14 protein-coding genes are annotated in these 15,213 nt (G+C 61.6%); 10 read left to right on the forward strand and 4 right to left on the reverse strand.

Going from position 1 to position 15,213, the window contains the following annotated elements; genetic code table 11:
- Window positions 1-124: 124 nt before the first annotated feature.
- Entirely contained in the window at window positions 125-1,237 is a 1,113-nt protein-coding gene (locus V1278_RS10720; RefSeq protein ID WP_334380683.1) for an Rv1681 family radical SAM protein, read from the forward strand.
- A gap of 49 nt (window positions 1,238-1,286) precedes the next feature.
- Here the strand turns inward: V1278_RS10720 and V1278_RS10725 are convergent, their stop codons facing one another.
- Both V1278_RS10725 and V1278_RS10730 read right to left on the reverse strand, forming a co-directional pair.
- Window positions 1,287-2,132, reverse strand: coding sequence for a phosphate/phosphite/phosphonate ABC transporter substrate-binding protein (locus tag V1278_RS10725; protein ID WP_334380684.1), 846 nt, complete (start codon window positions 2,130-2,132; stop codon window positions 1,287-1,289).
- Between the two features lie 122 nt (window positions 2,133-2,254).
- Entirely contained in the window at window positions 2,255-3,400 is a 1,146-nt protein-coding gene (locus tag V1278_RS10730) for an acyl-CoA dehydrogenase family protein (RefSeq protein WP_334364675.1), read from the reverse strand.
- A 316-nt stretch (window positions 3,401-3,716) separates the two neighbouring features.
- On the opposite strand from V1278_RS10730, the gene V1278_RS10735 reads away from it, so the two are divergent.
- From V1278_RS10735 to V1278_RS10755, 5 genes are read left to right on the forward strand one after another with little or no spacing between them, the layout of a single operon-like run.
- On the forward strand, window positions 3,717-4,526 hold the full coding sequence (locus V1278_RS10735; RefSeq protein WP_334384146.1) for a nucleoside phosphorylase: 810 nt from the start codon (window positions 3,717-3,719) through the stop codon (window positions 4,524-4,526).
- On the forward strand, window positions 4,523-5,227 hold the full coding sequence (locus tag V1278_RS10740) for a TIGR04282 family arsenosugar biosynthesis glycosyltransferase (RefSeq protein ID WP_334380685.1): 705 nt from the start codon (window positions 4,523-4,525) through the stop codon (window positions 5,225-5,227). Before V1278_RS10735 ends, V1278_RS10740 begins: the two co-directional genes overlap by 4 nt.
- Window positions 5,224-6,597, forward strand: a complete 1,374-nt coding sequence (locus V1278_RS10745) for a glycosyltransferase 87 family protein (protein WP_334380686.1) — start codon at window positions 5,224-5,226, stop codon at window positions 6,595-6,597. The genes V1278_RS10740 and V1278_RS10745 overlap by 4 nt, the downstream gene beginning before the upstream one ends.
- Complete coding sequence (locus V1278_RS10750) at window positions 6,594-7,673, forward strand: radical SAM protein (protein WP_334364672.1); 1,080 nt, start codon at window positions 6,594-6,596, stop codon at window positions 7,671-7,673. Before V1278_RS10745 ends, V1278_RS10750 begins: the two co-directional genes overlap by 4 nt.
- Window positions 7,649-8,443 carry a glycosyltransferase family 2 protein gene (locus V1278_RS10755; RefSeq protein ID WP_334380687.1) on the forward strand — a complete coding sequence of 265 codons (795 nt, stop codon included), beginning with the start codon at window positions 7,649-7,651 and terminating at the stop codon, window positions 8,441-8,443. The genes V1278_RS10750 and V1278_RS10755 overlap by 25 nt, the downstream gene beginning before the upstream one ends.
- Before the next feature lies 1 nt (window position 8,444).
- On the opposite strand, the gene V1278_RS10760 is transcribed toward V1278_RS10755, so the two are convergent.
- Both V1278_RS10760 and V1278_RS10765 read right to left on the reverse strand, forming a co-directional pair.
- A complete protein-coding gene (locus tag V1278_RS10760; RefSeq protein WP_334364670.1) occupies window positions 8,445-9,191 on the reverse strand; it encodes a class I SAM-dependent methyltransferase in 747 nt (248 codons plus the stop codon).
- A gap of 29 nt (window positions 9,192-9,220) precedes the next feature.
- Window positions 9,221-9,883 (reverse strand): DoxX family protein, encoded by a 663-nt coding sequence (locus tag V1278_RS10765; RefSeq protein WP_334380688.1) that lies wholly within the window; start codon window positions 9,881-9,883, stop codon window positions 9,221-9,223.
- A gap of 500 nt (window positions 9,884-10,383) precedes the next feature.
- Here V1278_RS10765 and V1278_RS10770 point away from each other — a divergent pair, with 500 nt between their 5' ends.
- The 4 genes from V1278_RS10770 to V1278_RS10785 all read left to right on the forward strand — a co-directional run bounded on the left by V1278_RS10770 (window position 10,384) and on the right by V1278_RS10785 (window position 15,213).
- A complete protein-coding gene (locus tag V1278_RS10770) occupies window positions 10,384-11,955 on the forward strand; it encodes a winged helix-turn-helix domain-containing tetratricopeptide repeat protein (protein ID WP_334380689.1) in 1,572 nt (523 codons plus the stop codon).
- Window positions 11,956-12,229: 274 nt separating this feature from the next.
- Entirely contained in the window at window positions 12,230-12,979 is a 750-nt protein-coding gene (locus tag V1278_RS10775; protein WP_334384147.1) for an SDR family oxidoreductase, read from the forward strand.
- 189 nt (window positions 12,980-13,168) lie between these two features.
- Window positions 13,169-14,122, forward strand: coding sequence for a helix-turn-helix domain-containing protein (locus V1278_RS10780; RefSeq protein ID WP_334380690.1), 954 nt, complete (start codon window positions 13,169-13,171; stop codon window positions 14,120-14,122).
- 260 nt (window positions 14,123-14,382) lie between these two features.
- Window positions 14,383-15,213, forward strand: coding sequence for an alpha/beta fold hydrolase (locus V1278_RS10785; RefSeq protein WP_334380691.1), 831 nt, complete (start codon window positions 14,383-14,385; stop codon window positions 15,211-15,213).

Genomic DNA, 15,213 nt, shown 5'->3' on the forward strand with positions numbered 1-15,213 from the left:
AAGCGGCGGGGATCGCTGGTGGGCCCCGGCAGGACTCGACCTGCAACCGGACTGTTATAAGCGGGAGGACAAACAACGCGATCGTTGATTTTCCTGCATTTTCGTCGGAGATTGATCCTGTTCATTGCGTTCTGGTCAGATCGTTTCTGGTGCGAAGCTGGTGCGGTCCGCGCGGAACGTCTGTAGGACCATGGGTTTGTTCATGAGAACGAACGCAAACGTTGAACTCGATGCCGGCAGCAAGACATTTGCCTCGGGTCTCTTGCCGGATTTGATAGCTGCGCTCCGCCGAATCCGTAAAGGCGATCTGGTGGCCGTGATCAGCGGCGATCCAAGCATCGGCCCCGAGCTCGAGGCATGGTGTCGTTTCACCCGCAACAGTTTGGTCGACACAGCCGTCGAAAAAGGTCGCACCCGTTGGGTGCTCCGGTACGGAGAGGCTCCCGAGAACGTCGCAGAAGATCGGCTCGTCGGCTCTCGCCTGTGGCTTTATACCAACTTCGACTGCAACCTGAGCTGCGACTATTGTTGCGTACGCTCGTCACCCAAAGCTCCGCGGCGGGCTCTCGGTATCGAGCGGGTGCGACAGATCGCCACCGAGGCACCGGAGCTCGGCGTCAGGGAGATTTTTGTTACCGGCGGCGAGCCATTTATGCTGCCGAATATTGGCGAGATCATTGCCGCGTGCGCTGCGGCGGCGCCGACGACAGTTCTCACCAACGGCATGCTGTTTGCCGGGAGTCGGCTCGCAACGCTGCGCTCGTTGCCGCGCGAGCGCGTAACCTTCCAGATTAGTCTCGACAGTCCCACGCCGGAGCGCCACGACAGCCATCGAGGAAAGGGGACATGGGCACGCGCCTGGAAGGGAATCGAACGGGCCCGCGCTGAAGGATTCCGGGTGCGTTTGGCGGCTACAGTGTCGACTGACGCAGAGGCCGATGAGTTCCGCAGCTTCCTTGACGCTCATCATATTAGCGAGGAGAACCGGGTGATCAGGCGGATTGCGCTGCGAGGCTCCGCCACGCAGGGCATCGCTTTGGCAAGGGCAGATCTGGTTCCCGAGATGACGATTACGGCGGAGGGCGTGTTTTGGCATCCCGTTGGAGCCGAGGATGACGACCTGCTGGTCAGCCGTGAAATCTTTCCGCTCGCCGAATCCTTCGCAGCCGTGCGCCGCGCCTTCGATCGCGAATCCGAACATCAGCGCAGGTTGGCGATGATTTTCAATTGCGCCTGACAAAGGCGCGGAGCTCACTCAACGCTGGATCGGGCCTTTGGCTCGGCTGCTAGGCCAAAGGCCGCGTTAGGAAACCTTGCTGCGTCGACGCTTCCCGTAACTGCGCATACGCTTCAAGCTGCGGTGCTATCCATTGGCGCAACCCTTCCGCTTCGAGCACAGGACGATGGGCCGGGTTATCGTAGCTCATCCCAAATAATGCTTCGGCAAACTGCTGCTCCAACGCGGGATCCAGATCCGATCGCGCCGTGAACATGCAGTGGTTATAGGGCTGCGAGGTCCAGATCTCGGTCAGCGCACCTTGCGGCACGAGACGCTCGGTACGCACCGCGTTCCAGAATGGGCTGCCGATTGCGCCCGCATCGGCGCGGCCGTCGAGCACCGCGCGAACGACCTCGGACTCGCTTGTACCCGTGTCGCCGTGCTTGCCGACGTCGCTGTCGAAGCGCAGCGTTTGGTAGTCCTTCCCCTCAACCAGTCCCTCACGGTGCAGAAAATAGACCGGGAGGATTGCCGCATGGCCGCTGTCGCGGCTGCCGAGAGCGAGGGTGCGGCTTTTGAGATCGGCAAGCGTCGCCACCGGGCCGCCAGTGACCGCCACGATCTTGGTCATCCAGCCCACATCCGTGTCGCGCATCGCGATCGGTCGGCAGCGATGGTCGCTCCAGGCATCGGCCTGGATATAGGCGAGGTTCGTATTCCATCCGATGTCGATGCGCGGCAGCCGTTCGCTCGGCGAGGCCAGGAGGGCAGCGACCTGCGCCTCGTAACTTTGAAACAGCACCACCTCGACGGCGAGGCCCGCTTCCTCGTGAAAGTAGCGTCGCATGCCCTCCCAGATGCCAACCACCTTCGGGTCATATGCTACGGCGCCTACCCAGATCGTCCGGCTCATGATTGCATCTCGCTTCTCGGGCTCAATATTCCAAATGCGATCACCATAGTTTGCCAGTGGTCTTTGATCCCAACGTTCGAAAACCTGGTCTCGAATGGAATGCGAATGTTGGGATCGGACCACTAGAACAGCGGTATTCCCAAAACGGCTTTGCCGATGAACTCGCGCAGCACATCGCCCGTCGGCGCCATGACGGCGCCTGCATGTGCATCGCGGAACAATCGCTCGATGGCCAGATGCTTGGAAAATGCAGCGCCTCCGCACGCCCGCATCGCCGCCGAGGTGACGGCGATGGCGACATCACCCGCCGCCGCCTTGCTCTCCAGCACACGCAGCATAGTGGTGTCTCGGGGGCGCTCAAGATGATCAACGAGATCGTCGATGCGCGCTGCAAGCCCATCGGTGTCGATCTGCATCGTTGCAAGCTGTGCGCGGAGCGTCGGCAGGCTCTCGCCGAGCGTCTGGCCCAAATGCTCGAAGCGAGCGCCGTTGAGATGTGCTGCCGTCCCCGACACCGCAGCCCGGCAAAGACCAAGCGCGACCGCCGATGTTCCGAGGTTGAATAGCGGAAGCACGACCTCCAGCATCGCCTTGAATCCGGCGCCGTCGTCCGTGAGCTGGAGATCGGCTTCAATCTTGCAATCATCGAGCATCATCGGCGCGGAAGCGTTGGCGCGCATCCCAAGACCATCCCACGGGCCGGCAACCGACAGTCCGGCCGTGTCACTGGCGACAAGATAAATGGTCGAATCCGTTGGGCTCTGCCCTTCAGGCGCGATCGCCGAGACGACGTAGCTTTGTGCGTGACCGGCGCTTGTCACCCATGATTTCTTGGCCGTGAGGTGCACGTTGGCGGCGTTGCGCTTCGCTCGCGAAACGGGCGCCCAGAAGTGGCTGCGCGATCCGGCTTCGCTGAATGCCAGGGTAGTTAGGTGTTTTCCGGCTGAAATATCCTTTAGCGTCTGCGCAACCGTGGCACCCGGACGGGCCGCCGCGATCGTTGCGGTAGCGCTCATGTGCATCAAATAAACCATCGCGGCGGACGCGTCCGCTTCTGCGAGCGTCGCAACGACGGCAGCGAACGTCCGCGGTCCCAGGGCCGACCCGCCGACCTCGGTGGGCAGCATGACCCCCAGCAATCCGGCCGAACCGAGCGCTGCGATTGCCTCGGACGAAAATCGAGCTTCCTTGTCGTTTTGCCTGGCCGCCGGTGCGAGAATGCGATCGGCGATTTCTTTGGCATTCGAAACTGCGGTCTCGTGATTCATGGCGACCCTCGACGCTTAGGTGTTGCGTACCAAAGTTCGAAAATATCGCATCCGCTACCCTTGCGACCAATGCTACGCCACGCGCACCATCGGATCAACACGACTGGCTTGGGGCATGGCAAGCCCTTGCCGTGCCAGCAGCGAGTACGGGCCGCGGTTATTACGTTCTTCAAGGCCATCTTGTTACACCACCTGAAATCTTTTTTTGACGTCGCCGAAACCTTGGCGGCGCTTGCCCGCTGTTGCGGAGAACTTGCCCGTTGTCGGAGAGAACGCTACCAATGACCGGCAACCGGGTGACGAGGCTTGTCTGGTGATGGCAGTCAATGAGGGCGGGGTCCCGCCCATCCTCGCGCAAAAGCACTATGCGCAGCCGTCCGCCTTCACGCCGGAAAATCTGCTGCGCGAAGCGCGCAGGCAAAAGCGGATTATTGACGCCGGCATCCCGAACATCTGCATCCTCGATCCGGACGGCGACATCGTGCGCAGCCTGCTCGCCCGTGGCGAGGCCCGGCTTGAAGCGGGATGGGCCTGCTATCACACGCAGCTCTACAGCTTCAGTCGCGACGGGATTGAGTTCGGAATTGTCGGCTGCGCCGTCGGCGCCTCGTACGCGGTGCTGATCGCCGAGGAATTGTTCGCATCGGGCTGCAAGCTCCTGATCAGCGTCACGTCCTCCGGGCAGATCGTGCCGACGCGCCCGCCGCCTTATTTCATCATCATCGAACGCGCGCTGCGCGACGAAGGCACCAGCTATCACTACATGGCGCCGTCCGACTATTCGGATGCGGATGCCGGATTGATCGCGGCGCTCGACGGCGCATTCGGTGGATTTCCCGTGCCGGTGCTCACAGGCGCGACCTGGACAACCGACGCGCCGTTCCGCGAGACCCAGCCGGCGATCGACGCCATGGTCAAAAGGAATCTGATGGCAGTCGAAATGGAAGCAGCCGCGCTCTATGCGTTCGCACAAGTCAGGCAAAAGCCCGTCCTGTGCTTCGCACATGTGACAAATCAAATGGGGCGCGTCGACGGGGATTTTGAAAAGGGCGAAGCAGACGGCAGCGATGACGCGCTGCAGTTGATCGCGATCGCCGCCGATCGCCTGCGGTCACGGCTGCCATGAGCGTCGCGGCGATCGGGATTGTATGCAAGGCGCCGCTGCCCGGCCGCTCAAAGACGCGACTTGCGACGGTCATTGGCGACGTTGCCGCTTCCGAGCTGTCCGCCTGCTTTTTGCGCGACGTGGCCGCGGCAATCGAGGCGGTCCCTGAGGCGCTCGGCAGGCGCGGCTACGGCATCTACGCGCCGGCGGGCACCGAAGACGTCATGCGGCAACTGCTTCCGGCAGGGTTCGGACTGTTGCTACAGGCTGGCGACGATTTGGGGCATGTGTTGTTGGGCGCGACGCGCGCGTTCCTGGGCGCCGGACATGACTGTGTCCTGCTCGTCAATGGCGACAGCCCGACGCTGCCAATCCATTTGCTGGTACAGGCTATTGAGGCCGTGCGCGCGCCCGGAGACCGGATGGTGCTTGGGCCAGCAAGCGACGGTGGCTACTATCTCATCGGCTTGAAGCACCCGCACAAGCACCTGTTTACGCAGATCGCATGGGGAACGGAAACCGTGGCTCGCAGTACTTGCGAGCGCGCCGCCGAAATCGGGCTTGCTACGACCCTGCTACCGGAATGGTACGATGTCGACGATATCGAAACCTTGCGGTGGCTGCGGGACGAGCTAGCCGGGCATTCGACCCGCTTTCGCGGCGGCGGATTTGCCGCGGCGAGCCGGGCCTTTTTGAAGGACGCGCCGCAGGTAAGCCAATGAAGTCCATGCCAGGAGCGATCGCCGGGCAATTCGGTCGACTGATGCGTTCCGACCACAAGATGTCTCCACTTTTCTTGTTGGCCGGCATCGGAGTTGTCTTGAGCGGTCTTACCCTGGTGACTCCTTATGCCTTCGAGGCTGCTGGCGACAATGCCTTCATTGCTCTGAGCATCCTTGCAGGTCTGCTGACGATCGTAGCGACAGGTCTGGCGGAACGTTCGCCAACTGGTCGCGCACTATGGCTTATCGTTGGATTTGGGATCGCGCTGAGAGCTCATGTGCTGCTGTTCGATCCACTTCTGTCCAGCGACGTCTATCGCTACGTCTGGGATGGCAGGATTCAGGCCGCAGGCATCAATCCTTATCGCTTCATGCCAGCCGATGAGTCGCTGGCGTTTCTGCGCGACAGGATGGTCTTTCCTCACATCAACCGGGCTGATACCGCCGTAACAATCTACCCTCCCGTGGCGCAATTCTTCTTCCTCATTGTCACGCGGATCGGCGAGAGCGTGACGACGATGCGTCTCGCGCTGCTGGCGTGCGAGTCCGTCACGGTGATACTGATCGTGGTCCTGCTGCGGCGTATGGACCGCCCGGTGACGCGCGTAGTTGCCTATCTCTGGCATCCGCTGCCTGTGTGGGAGATTGCCAACAACGGCCATGTCGACGCGCTGATGGTTGCGCTGATGCTGCTGGGCCTGTGGATTGCCCTGACCGGCCACGCTCTCCGCGGAGCCGTCGTGATCGCGTTTTCGGTGCTGGTGAAGCCCTATGCGGCGCCGGTGCTGGCCGGGATCTGGCGCCCTTGGGACGTTAAGATGCCGCTCGTCGTGATCGCTACCGTCGCGCTTTGCTATCTTCCCTATCTGTCGGTCGGCTCGGGAGTTCTCGGATTCCTGACCAAAGGCTATCTGACAGAACAGGGGATCAGTGGCGGCAACGATCTCTGGCTGTTGTCACTTTGGCGCCTTGTGTTTGGCTATCATGAAGGTGATGTTGCCGCCTACGTTGCACTGGCCGCGCTGGCTCTTTGGTTCACGGGGCTCTCCGTGGCCCGCAGCTCTCATCACAGCATCGCATTCCGTCTTGCCGACATCAACATGCTGTTACTTCTCACGCTTCTGTTGTTGTCGCCCAACTATCCCTGGCATTTTCTCATTATAATGCCGTTTGTCGCCCTGTGTGGATCGGCGCCTACCTGGGCCGTTTCGATCGGAGCGCTGTTGCTGTCCGAACAGCTCGATTGGGATTTCTACATTCCGAGAATTGTGAGCAAATCAATTCTGTTCGGAGGTCTTTTCCTGGCTTGCGCCTTTACGGCGTGGAGGGCCCGCATGCAGCGGACTGCAGATTCCGGGGCATCGCAATGAACATTTCCGGCGAAGTGCAGGGCACTGGCGCGCCGTTCGATCCGCGCCGCTATCACGAGACGGTCACGGGCGAGCGCACCGAGGTTGCCCAGCGTCCGCCGGTCTGCGCTTATCTGGAAGTGACCAACCGCTGCAATCTGCTGTGCACCACCTGTCCTCGCACCTACGAGGAGCTCGAGCCGCCGGCAGACATGAGCTGGGATTTGTTCACGTCGATTGTCGACCAGCTTCCCGATCTGGCGCGCGTGGTTCTGCACGGCGTTGGCGAGCCGATGCTGGTCCCGAACCTGCCGCGAATGGTCAAATACCTGAAAGAGCGCGGCGTTTACGTCTTGTTCAACACCAATGGAACGGTCCTCAGTGAGCGCAACGGCCGTGCTCTGATTGACGCCGGGCTTGATGAGCTGCGTGTATCGCTCGACGCGTCAAACCGCGAGAGCTTCAAGGCGATCCGTGGCAGGGATTATTTCGGTCGGATTGTCCGCAATGTTCGCGCATTTCGCGAGCTACAGGAGCGGGAGGGGTTCGCAAGGCCGCAAGTTTCCGTTTGGCTCACCGGCCTGAAAGAGACTGTCGAGCAACTGCCTGCATTTGTGAAAGTTGCGGCGGAGATCGGTGTCAAAGAGGTTTATCTGCAACGGCTCGTATTCTTCACTGAATCCGCCATTGGCATGGCGCGACCGGATCAGGCCCTGTTCGAGCGCCTGACGCAGGCAGAAGCGGCCTACTTGAAAGAAGCGGAGGATCTGGCGCATTCCCTCGGCGTGACCTTCAGCGCGTCGGGCGCCGCAACCGAGCCGGGACTGAGCCTAAAGGGCAGTGGTGACGGTTCGCCGTGGTCGCTCTGCCGACGGCCGTGGTCGTTGATGTATTTCACGGCCAATGGCCGCGCCTTGCCATGCTGCATCGCGCCATTTTCGCAACATGGCTACGAGAACTACACGCTTGGCCATGCAGGGCAGCAGTCCTTACACGACATCTGGAACGGGTCCGCGTATCGGGAGTTTCGTGCGGCCCTGCTATCGGACAAGCCGCCTAAGAGCTGCGCCAATTGCGGCCTGCGCTGGAGCCTATGAAAGAGGTGACCCACGGGATCGGCGGGAAGCGGCCCGTGTTGTGTCAACCGCCAGTCGTTTCGGCGATCATTCCATGCCTCGACGAGGAAACGGCAATCGGCCAGGTCGTAGCTGCAGTGCTGGCACAGAACGTGAGTGAAGTCGTCGTTGTCGACGGCGGCTCGCGGGACCGCACGGCCGAGCGGGCACGGGCCGCCGGAGCTCGCGTGATTGCCGAGCCGCGACGTGGCTACGGTCGCGCCATCCAGGCAGGCATCGCCGCTGTGCGCGACGACGCCGACATTCTGGTCTTTCTCGACGGTGACGGCAGTGATCCTGCAGAGCGCATCTCAGATCTTGTATCGCCGATCGTGGCTGGGCAGGCCATCTTCGTTGTCGGCTCGCGCGTTCGCGGTTCACGCGAATCCGGCAGCCTGGCGCCGCAGCAGCTCCTCGCGGCCCATGTCGCCAGGCTGCTCCTGCGCCTCGTCTATGGCGTAGGTTTCACCGACCTGTCGCCGTTTCGCGCCATCCGGCGGGATGAGCTCAGACATCTCGGTATGAAGGAGGAGACGTATGGCTGGAACCTGGAAATGCTGATGCGGGTTGCGGCCGCTCGCTTGCCGGCACTCGAGATCGCCGTGGGGCAGCGGCGCCGGATCGGTGGGGTATCGAAGGTCTCCGGCAATCTCATTGCCGGCATCAAGGCAGCTTGGTCGATTTCGACGACATTTGTTCGCCTCGCAATTGAGCTGCGACACCAAAGGGGTCCGGGAGAGAGGCACGGCTAGATCAGCGAGTGCCGGCACCCCGACAAGCAACGATGTCCCGGGGGGCTTTTCGATCCCGTGGCTCCGGTGGCGAAAACACCGCCAGGTATCCGCCGTCGCCTGCGAGCTGATGTGTGGCGACCTCGCGATAGCCAATGGCGGTCAGTTCGCAACGCAACAGCTCGATCGGCGTGCCATGCTCGGACGTCGGACGCTCGAGGTCGACAATTCCGACCCGCGCGCCCGACCTCAAGGCGGGCGCCAGATTGTAGAGCAAGGCGTAGGGCTGAGCTATTTCGTGATACATGTGCACGAGGATGGCAGCGTCGAGCGAGGAGCCGGGAAGGCGCGGGTCGTGTGGTTTGCCCAGCGCGAATGTGACATTTGTCAGCCTCAGGCGTTGCGTTCGCCTGGCGAGCGCGATGAGGTAACTTCGCGTGACGTCCTGGGCGATGACGGCGCCGGTGGGACCGACGAGACCGGAGAGACGCACCGTGTGGTAGCCGCTGCCTGCACCAATGTCGGCGACGGTCATGCCTGGCTTGAGTTCAAGAAGGCGGGCGATCTCACCCGCCTCATTCAGGGAATCGCGGTGCTGCTCGGAGGCACGGCCTGGGCTGACGATTTGCGCAACCGGGCGCTGAGGCGCGGGAAACTCCTTTGCAGGGACACCCGGCGGAGCAAGATAGCCAATGTCAGCGGCGTGTCCGCAACTTGCGCCTAGGCCTAGGCCCACAAGAAGCGTCACCGCGCGGGCCAGTGCCATCATGCTCGTCTCCCCACGTAGAACGACAACGACTAACCGGCGATGTTGAAGAACCAGCCAATAGGTCCCTTCCCATCGCGCACGGTAGGGATTTTGCGGCGCAACCAGGCATCAAGGCCGAGACTGCGGCCGGCGCCCTCGACCACAAACAGGAACATCAGCATGGCCAGGAACATGTACGACCACGGCCACTCGGCCGGATCGCCCGGCCGATAAATGCCGAGCCAGAGTTGCAGCGTATAGGCGAGGGCCAGCACGCCCACGAACCGTACCGCAAGCCCGAGGATCATCGAAGTGGCGAACGCAAGCTCGGCAAGAAAAACAATTGGCCCAAAGAAATTCATGTTGGGCAACACGATATCCTTCACGAAGGTGCCGTGAAACTCGAACGCCGCGCGGGTCATTTCCTGTTCGGTCCAGTATTGCAGGCCGCCGGACACGGGCAGCGGGAGTTTCCACAACATGCCCTCGAACCACATGCAGCCGATCAGGACCCGGACCAGCCAGATTCCAAGATGTCGGCCGGTGCGTTGCGCCGGATCCTCCCGCCAATTCTGGAAGGCCACCGCAATGCCGGCGAGCAGCAGCGCCCAGAACAGCGCCAGGATCAGAAAGCGCCAGTTTCCGAGCTGAAGATAGTCGCCGGTGGTCGCGGTCAGGAACTGCCAGACATCGGTAAATGGATTCTTGGGCATGGGCGCGTGCTCCAATGAATTGAATAGTTGCTCTGCCTATCGGCCAGTTGGCGCACCGCCGCGTGGGCGTCGAGGGCGCCTACCAGGTTATTACGCAGTAGAACGCGTGGTTATTACGCAGAAGGCGCGTCACAGGCGACATCGGAAAGGAAAAAAGGCCTCCTATCGAGGAGACCGTAGTTAGGCGGTTGTATCCCGGCGAATTGGCCCAATCCTTTTTCGCTGAGGACTGGAAATTCTCATGACCGCTGGAGCGTGTCTCTTGAGGGACCTGGAGCGCAAGGGACAAAATTGGCCGAGCTTCGGAGGCGCGATGTCTACAAGACGCCCCGTGTACCTTGTGGCCCGATCGCAGGACCGAAAGCGAATCGTGCTGCTTCAAGAAATCCAAGTATACTACCGATTATTAACGTGGTCTCAATGCCTTGACTTGCCGGTGGTGGTGCTTTGGCGCTATGCCGCAGTGTTCGCCACCCGCGCATGCGACCAAAGGGCCCAAGGTGCAGTTCCTGTTTGCCGACTACGTACTCGACCTTAATCGGCGGGAGCTCACCCGCGGCTCGGCCGCAATTGCAATTGGCCCAAGGGTGTTCGACCTGCTGGTCTACCTGGTGCAAGCCCGCGACCGCGTCGTCACCAGGGATGAACTGCTGGACACCGTGTGGAGCGGGCGCATCGTCTCTGAATCAACGCTCACCAGCCATATCAACGCGGTGCGCAAAGCGATCGGCGATAGCGGCCAGGAACAGCGCCTGATCCGAACGATTGCCCGCAAGGGCCTCCGGTTCGTGGGCGAGGTTGAGGCAAGAGGCCCCGATAGCGCCATCGTCCGAAACGTGGAGCAGGCTAACTCGAATGAGCGCCAGGAGCCGTCTCTTCCTGACAAGCCCTCGGTTGCAGTCCTGCCGTTTCAGAACCTGAGCGGTGATCCCGAGCAGGAGTACTTCGCCGATGGTGTTGTTGAGGACATCATCCTGGCCTTGTCGCGGATACGCTGGCTGTTCGTTATCGCCCGGAATTCGAGCTTCACATACAAGGGCAGGGCCGTGGATGTCCGACAGGTGGGGCGCGAATTGGGCGTGCGATATGTGCTTGAAGGCAGCGTGCGCAAGGTGGCGACAAGGGTGCGCATCACCGGGCAACTCATTGATGCGACCAATGGCGTGCATCTCTGGGCCGAGCGTTTCGAAGGCACCCTCGACGACATCTTTGAACTGCAGGACACGGTCGCCGCAGGCGTCGTTAGTGCGATCGCGCCGCAGCTTGAGCTTGCCGAAATCGAGCGTGCGAGCCGAAAGCCGACCGAAAGCCTCCACGCCTATGACTATTACTTGCGTGGATTGACCAAGTTTCACCTTGCGAGCAGGGCCGGCCTCGATGAGGCATTGCCTCTATTCTACAAGGCGATCGAGCTCGATGCGGAGTTCGCCTCCGCGTATGGAATGGCGGCGTGGTGCTACTACTGGCGCAAGATGAATCGTTGGCTCAACGATCGCGAGGCAGACGGCAACGAGGCTGCGCGATTGTGCCGACACGCCGTGACGCTGGGAAAGAATGACGCGGTCGCTCTGACCAGAGGCGGGCACGCATGGCCTCATTTTGGCGGTGACCTCGAAAGTTGCGTCACCTATGTCGATAGGGCCATGGTGCTCAATCCCAATCTCTCGACGATCTGGTACCTCGGCGGGTACCAACGAATTTCCCTTGGCAGACATGATAGTGCGATCGAATATTTCACGCGTGCCATGCGCCTCAGTCCGCTGGATCCGGAGACATTTCAAATGCAGACCGGAATCGCAATGGGGCATTTGTATTCCGGGCGATTTGATGCGGCTGTCGCCTGTTTAGAGATGGCATGGCGGGAGGTACCGAATGTCCTGCGGGTTGCGGCCTTTATGGCCGCAAGCCATGCGCTGGCAGGCCGGGAGGAAGAAGCGCGACAAGCCATGCACCACGTGCGTCGGCTCGATCCCACGCTCCGCATTGGCAAACTCGATGACTGGCTGCTGGTCCAACCGAAGGATTTCGCGGTAGCGGTGGAAGGCCTGCGAAGAGCGGGATTGCCGGAGTAACGGCACCGCTTGCTCCTGCTTCTACCCCCCGAAAGATCAGAAGATCGAAAAGCCGCGGTCCAACCGGGATGCGTCCGAATCGTCTTTGTGCCTGCCCGCGTCAGACAATAATCTTCAAATGAAATTGGCGCTTCCGCGCGCCGCTTGGACAAATTTCCAAGATAAATCCAATCGCAATCCAACATGGCTGCAAGGCTTTTCGGCCAGCTTGGGCGCAATCTCCCCTCGCTTTCACAAGCAAGGCCATTGGTGGCCCGAAAGTCGAGGGAAAGTCATGAAGATTGTCATTATTGGCGGTACCGGGCTCATCGGAACGAAGCTCGCGAGCAAGCTCCGTCAGAAAGGCCACGAGGTGATCGCGGCATCTCCCCGTACGGGCGTCAACACGATCACGGGCGAGGGTCTCGTCAGGGCGCTTTCGGGCGCCGAGATTGTCGTCGATGTTGCAAATTCGCCCTCCTTCGAGGACCGCGCGGTTCTGAAATTCTTCGAAACCTCAGGCCGCAATCTTCTCGCCGCCGAGGCCGCCGCCTCAGTACGCCATCATGTAGCGCTGTCCGTTGTCGGGGTCGACCGCCTTTCGGAAAACGGTTACTTCCGCGCCAAGCTGGTGCAAGAAAGCCTGATCAAGGCCTCGAAGATTTCCTACACGATCCTGCGCGCGACCCAGTTCTTCGAGTTCGTCGGCGGGATCGTCGATTCTTCTGCCGATGGACAAATCGTCAGGCTGTCGCCTGCCTTGTTTCAGCCCGTGGCTTCGGACGACGTCGCTGCCGCCCTGGCCGACGTCACGCTCGGCGTTCCGGTCAACGGCATCGTTGAGCTGGCCGGACCGGAACCGTTCAGTCTCGATGACTTCGCCCGGCAATATCTGGCGGCGACAAAGGACCCGCGCAAGGTCGTCGCCGACATCCATGCTCGCTATTTCGGAGCAAAACTGGACGATCGGTCTCTCACGCCGGGCCAGAATCCCCGGCTCGGCGCCGTGCGTTTCGAGGACTGGCTGGCCGGGCTCCGCCAGTGACGGGCACGACCAAGGCCCGCAAATCGATACTCACGACGCCCGGCGCATCGCGAGCAAGACAGGGCCCGCGCGTCTGCTTGCCGTTTCGTCGTGGATAGCGACGAAAAGAACCTGACCATCCGGATCATGACGACTAGCGGGAGCTTGTTCGTCATACCGTACCCGGCCCCCTAACACGAGCACAAAACCATGAGTAAGCCGATCTTGCGCGATTCCTCGCATGAGGATCCGTCGGCGGCGTCTGAGGCGCGCCAATTCCAGTCGCCCGATGCCGACCGGCGCCCTGCCGATGTAGAGATGGCGCGCGTGCTCAGGACCGCGCCCCTTCGCATGGCCTCCGACCCGTCCAGCGGCGCAATCGCCTATTGGAAACATGAGCCCGTGCACGACGTCGTCGAGCCCATGGCTGATCACGTCATCATGACTTACCCCGCCGGCTCGCAGCGCCTGGAGCGGCGCACCGGGAGATCAGCCGCGATTGCAACGGCGCGTCCCGGGGGTGTGACGATCATTCCGGCCGGTTCGACCTCCCGGTGGGACATTCACAAGCCCATGCATGTCGTTCAGCTCTACCTTCCGCACAGAACGCTCGAACGTGTTGCCGGCGAAGCCGACCTGGCTGCTCCCGGCGATCTCCTGGAAAGAACGGGGCACACCGACCTCATTACATCCCGATTGCTCATGAGTGCGGCGGATGCGCTTGAGGGCAGTGCGGCGTTGGATGCCCTGTTCAGGCAGCAACTGACGGATCTTTTGGCCAACCGTCTACTGGCGGCGCACGCCGGCTCGCCGATCGTGTCCCCGCCGGTCGTGGGCGGCCTTGCGCCGATGGCACTGCTCCGTGCCATCGAACGCCTGCGCTCGGATAGCGATGCGGATGTCTCGCTCGCGACGCTGGCTGCGGACGCCGGCCTGTCGCGCTTCCACTTCTGCCGTGCCTTCAAGGAAAGCACCGGGCTCTCACCGCATGCCTGGCTGCGCCAGCACCGACTCGAGCAGGCCATGAACATGCTGCGCGACACCGACGCGTCGGTCGTGTCGGTCGCCGCCGCGCTTGGTTATGCCTCCCAGACCGCCTTCGCCGCGGCGTTCAGGCGGCTGACCGGAGAAACCCCGAGCGATTGGCGACGACGCTTTCGGTAACAGCAATCGCTCTGCGATGACAGCAATCGCGCTGGCGCAGCCGCCGGACTGGTTCGCTAAGACATCACGGAGCATTCGCCAACACCAGGGAAGACAAGAAAATGGTCGGGAACAAATCCATCAGCCAGCTTGCAACTACTTCGCGCCGGAAAGTGCTCGCAAGCGCGCTCATTTACGCGACTTCGCTCACCGTCCGCTCCTCTTCGGCGACCGGTAAGGAAAAAGACTCTTCGACATTCCCCGCTCAAAGGACTGATCCCATGACCTCCGTCACCACCAAGGATGGCGTACAGATCTTCTACAAGGACTGGGGACCGAAATCCGCCCAGCCCATCGTCTTTCACCACGGCTGGCCGCTAAGCTCCGACGACTGGGAGACGCAGATGCTCTTCTTCGTCGGCAAGGGCTATCGCGTCATCGCCCATGATCGCCGCGGTCACGGTCGCTCAAGCCAGGTGAGCGATGGCCACGACATGGATCACTACGCAGCCGACGTCGCCGCGGTCGTCGAGCATCTCGATCTGCGCAACGCCATTCATGTCGGCCATTCCACCGGCGGCGGCGAGGCCACGCGCTACGTCGCGCGGCATGGCAGCGGCCGCGTGGCCAAGCTGGTCCTGATCGGCGCCGTGCCGCCGCTGATGCTAAAGACGGAGGCCAATCCCGGCGGCTTGCCAATCGAAGTGTTCGACGGCCTGCGCCAGCAGCTCGCTGCGAACAGGACACAGTTCTATCTCGATTTCGCGAGCGGTCCTTTCTACGGCTACAACCGCCCGGACGCCAAGCCGTCACCGGCGGTTGTCTGGAACTGGTGGCGCCAGGGCATGATGGGCAGCGCCAAGGCGCACTACGACGGCATCAAGGCATTCTCGGAGACGGATTTCAGCGAGGACCTGAAGAGCATCGTCGTGCCTACGCTCGTCATGCATGGTGGAGACGATCAGATCGTCCCCGTCGCCGACTCCGCGCCCCTGTCGGCGAAACTGCTTAAGAATAGCACGCTCAAAATCCACGAGAAGCTGCCGCACGGCATGTGCACGACCCATGCCGACCTCGTCAACACCGAACTGCTTACGTTCATCGCGACCTAG

Origin of the sequence: Bradyrhizobium sp. AZCC 1577 (assembly GCF_036924575.1) — a bacterium.
In the GTDB taxonomy this organism is placed as follows: domain Bacteria; phylum Pseudomonadota; class Alphaproteobacteria; order Rhizobiales; family Xanthobacteraceae; genus Bradyrhizobium.

Coding starts and splice junctions, on each gene's coding strand:
- V1278_RS10765 (WP_334380688.1), bottom strand. CDS start 9,883: ATGCCCAAGAATCCATTTACCGATGTCTGGCAGTTCCTGACCGCGACC.
- V1278_RS10740 (WP_334380685.1), top strand. CDS start 4,523: ATGAGCGTCGCGGCGATCGGGATTGTATGCAAGGCGCCGCTGCCCGGC.
- V1278_RS10745 (WP_334380686.1), top strand. CDS start 5,224: ATGAAGTCCATGCCAGGAGCGATCGCCGGGCAATTCGGTCGACTGATG.
- V1278_RS10780 (WP_334380690.1), top strand. CDS start 13,169: ATGAGTAAGCCGATCTTGCGCGATTCCTCGCATGAGGATCCGTCGGCG.
- V1278_RS10735 (WP_334384146.1), top strand. CDS start 3,717: ATGGCAGTCAATGAGGGCGGGGTCCCGCCCATCCTCGCGCAAAAGCAC.
- V1278_RS10730 (WP_334364675.1), bottom strand. CDS start 3,400: ATGAATCACGAGACCGCAGTTTCGAATGCCAAAGAAATCGCCGATCGC.
- V1278_RS10785 (WP_334380691.1), top strand. CDS start 14,383: ATGACCTCCGTCACCACCAAGGATGGCGTACAGATCTTCTACAAGGAC.
- V1278_RS10760 (WP_334364670.1), bottom strand. CDS start 9,191: ATGATGGCACTGGCCCGCGCGGTGACGCTTCTTGTGGGCCTAGGCCTA.
- V1278_RS10750 (WP_334364672.1), top strand. CDS start 6,594: ATGAACATTTCCGGCGAAGTGCAGGGCACTGGCGCGCCGTTCGATCCG.
- V1278_RS10725 (WP_334380684.1), bottom strand. CDS start 2,132: ATGAGCCGGACGATCTGGGTAGGCGCCGTAGCATATGACCCGAAGGTG.
- V1278_RS10775 (WP_334384147.1), top strand. CDS start 12,230: ATGAAGATTGTCATTATTGGCGGTACCGGGCTCATCGGAACGAAGCTC.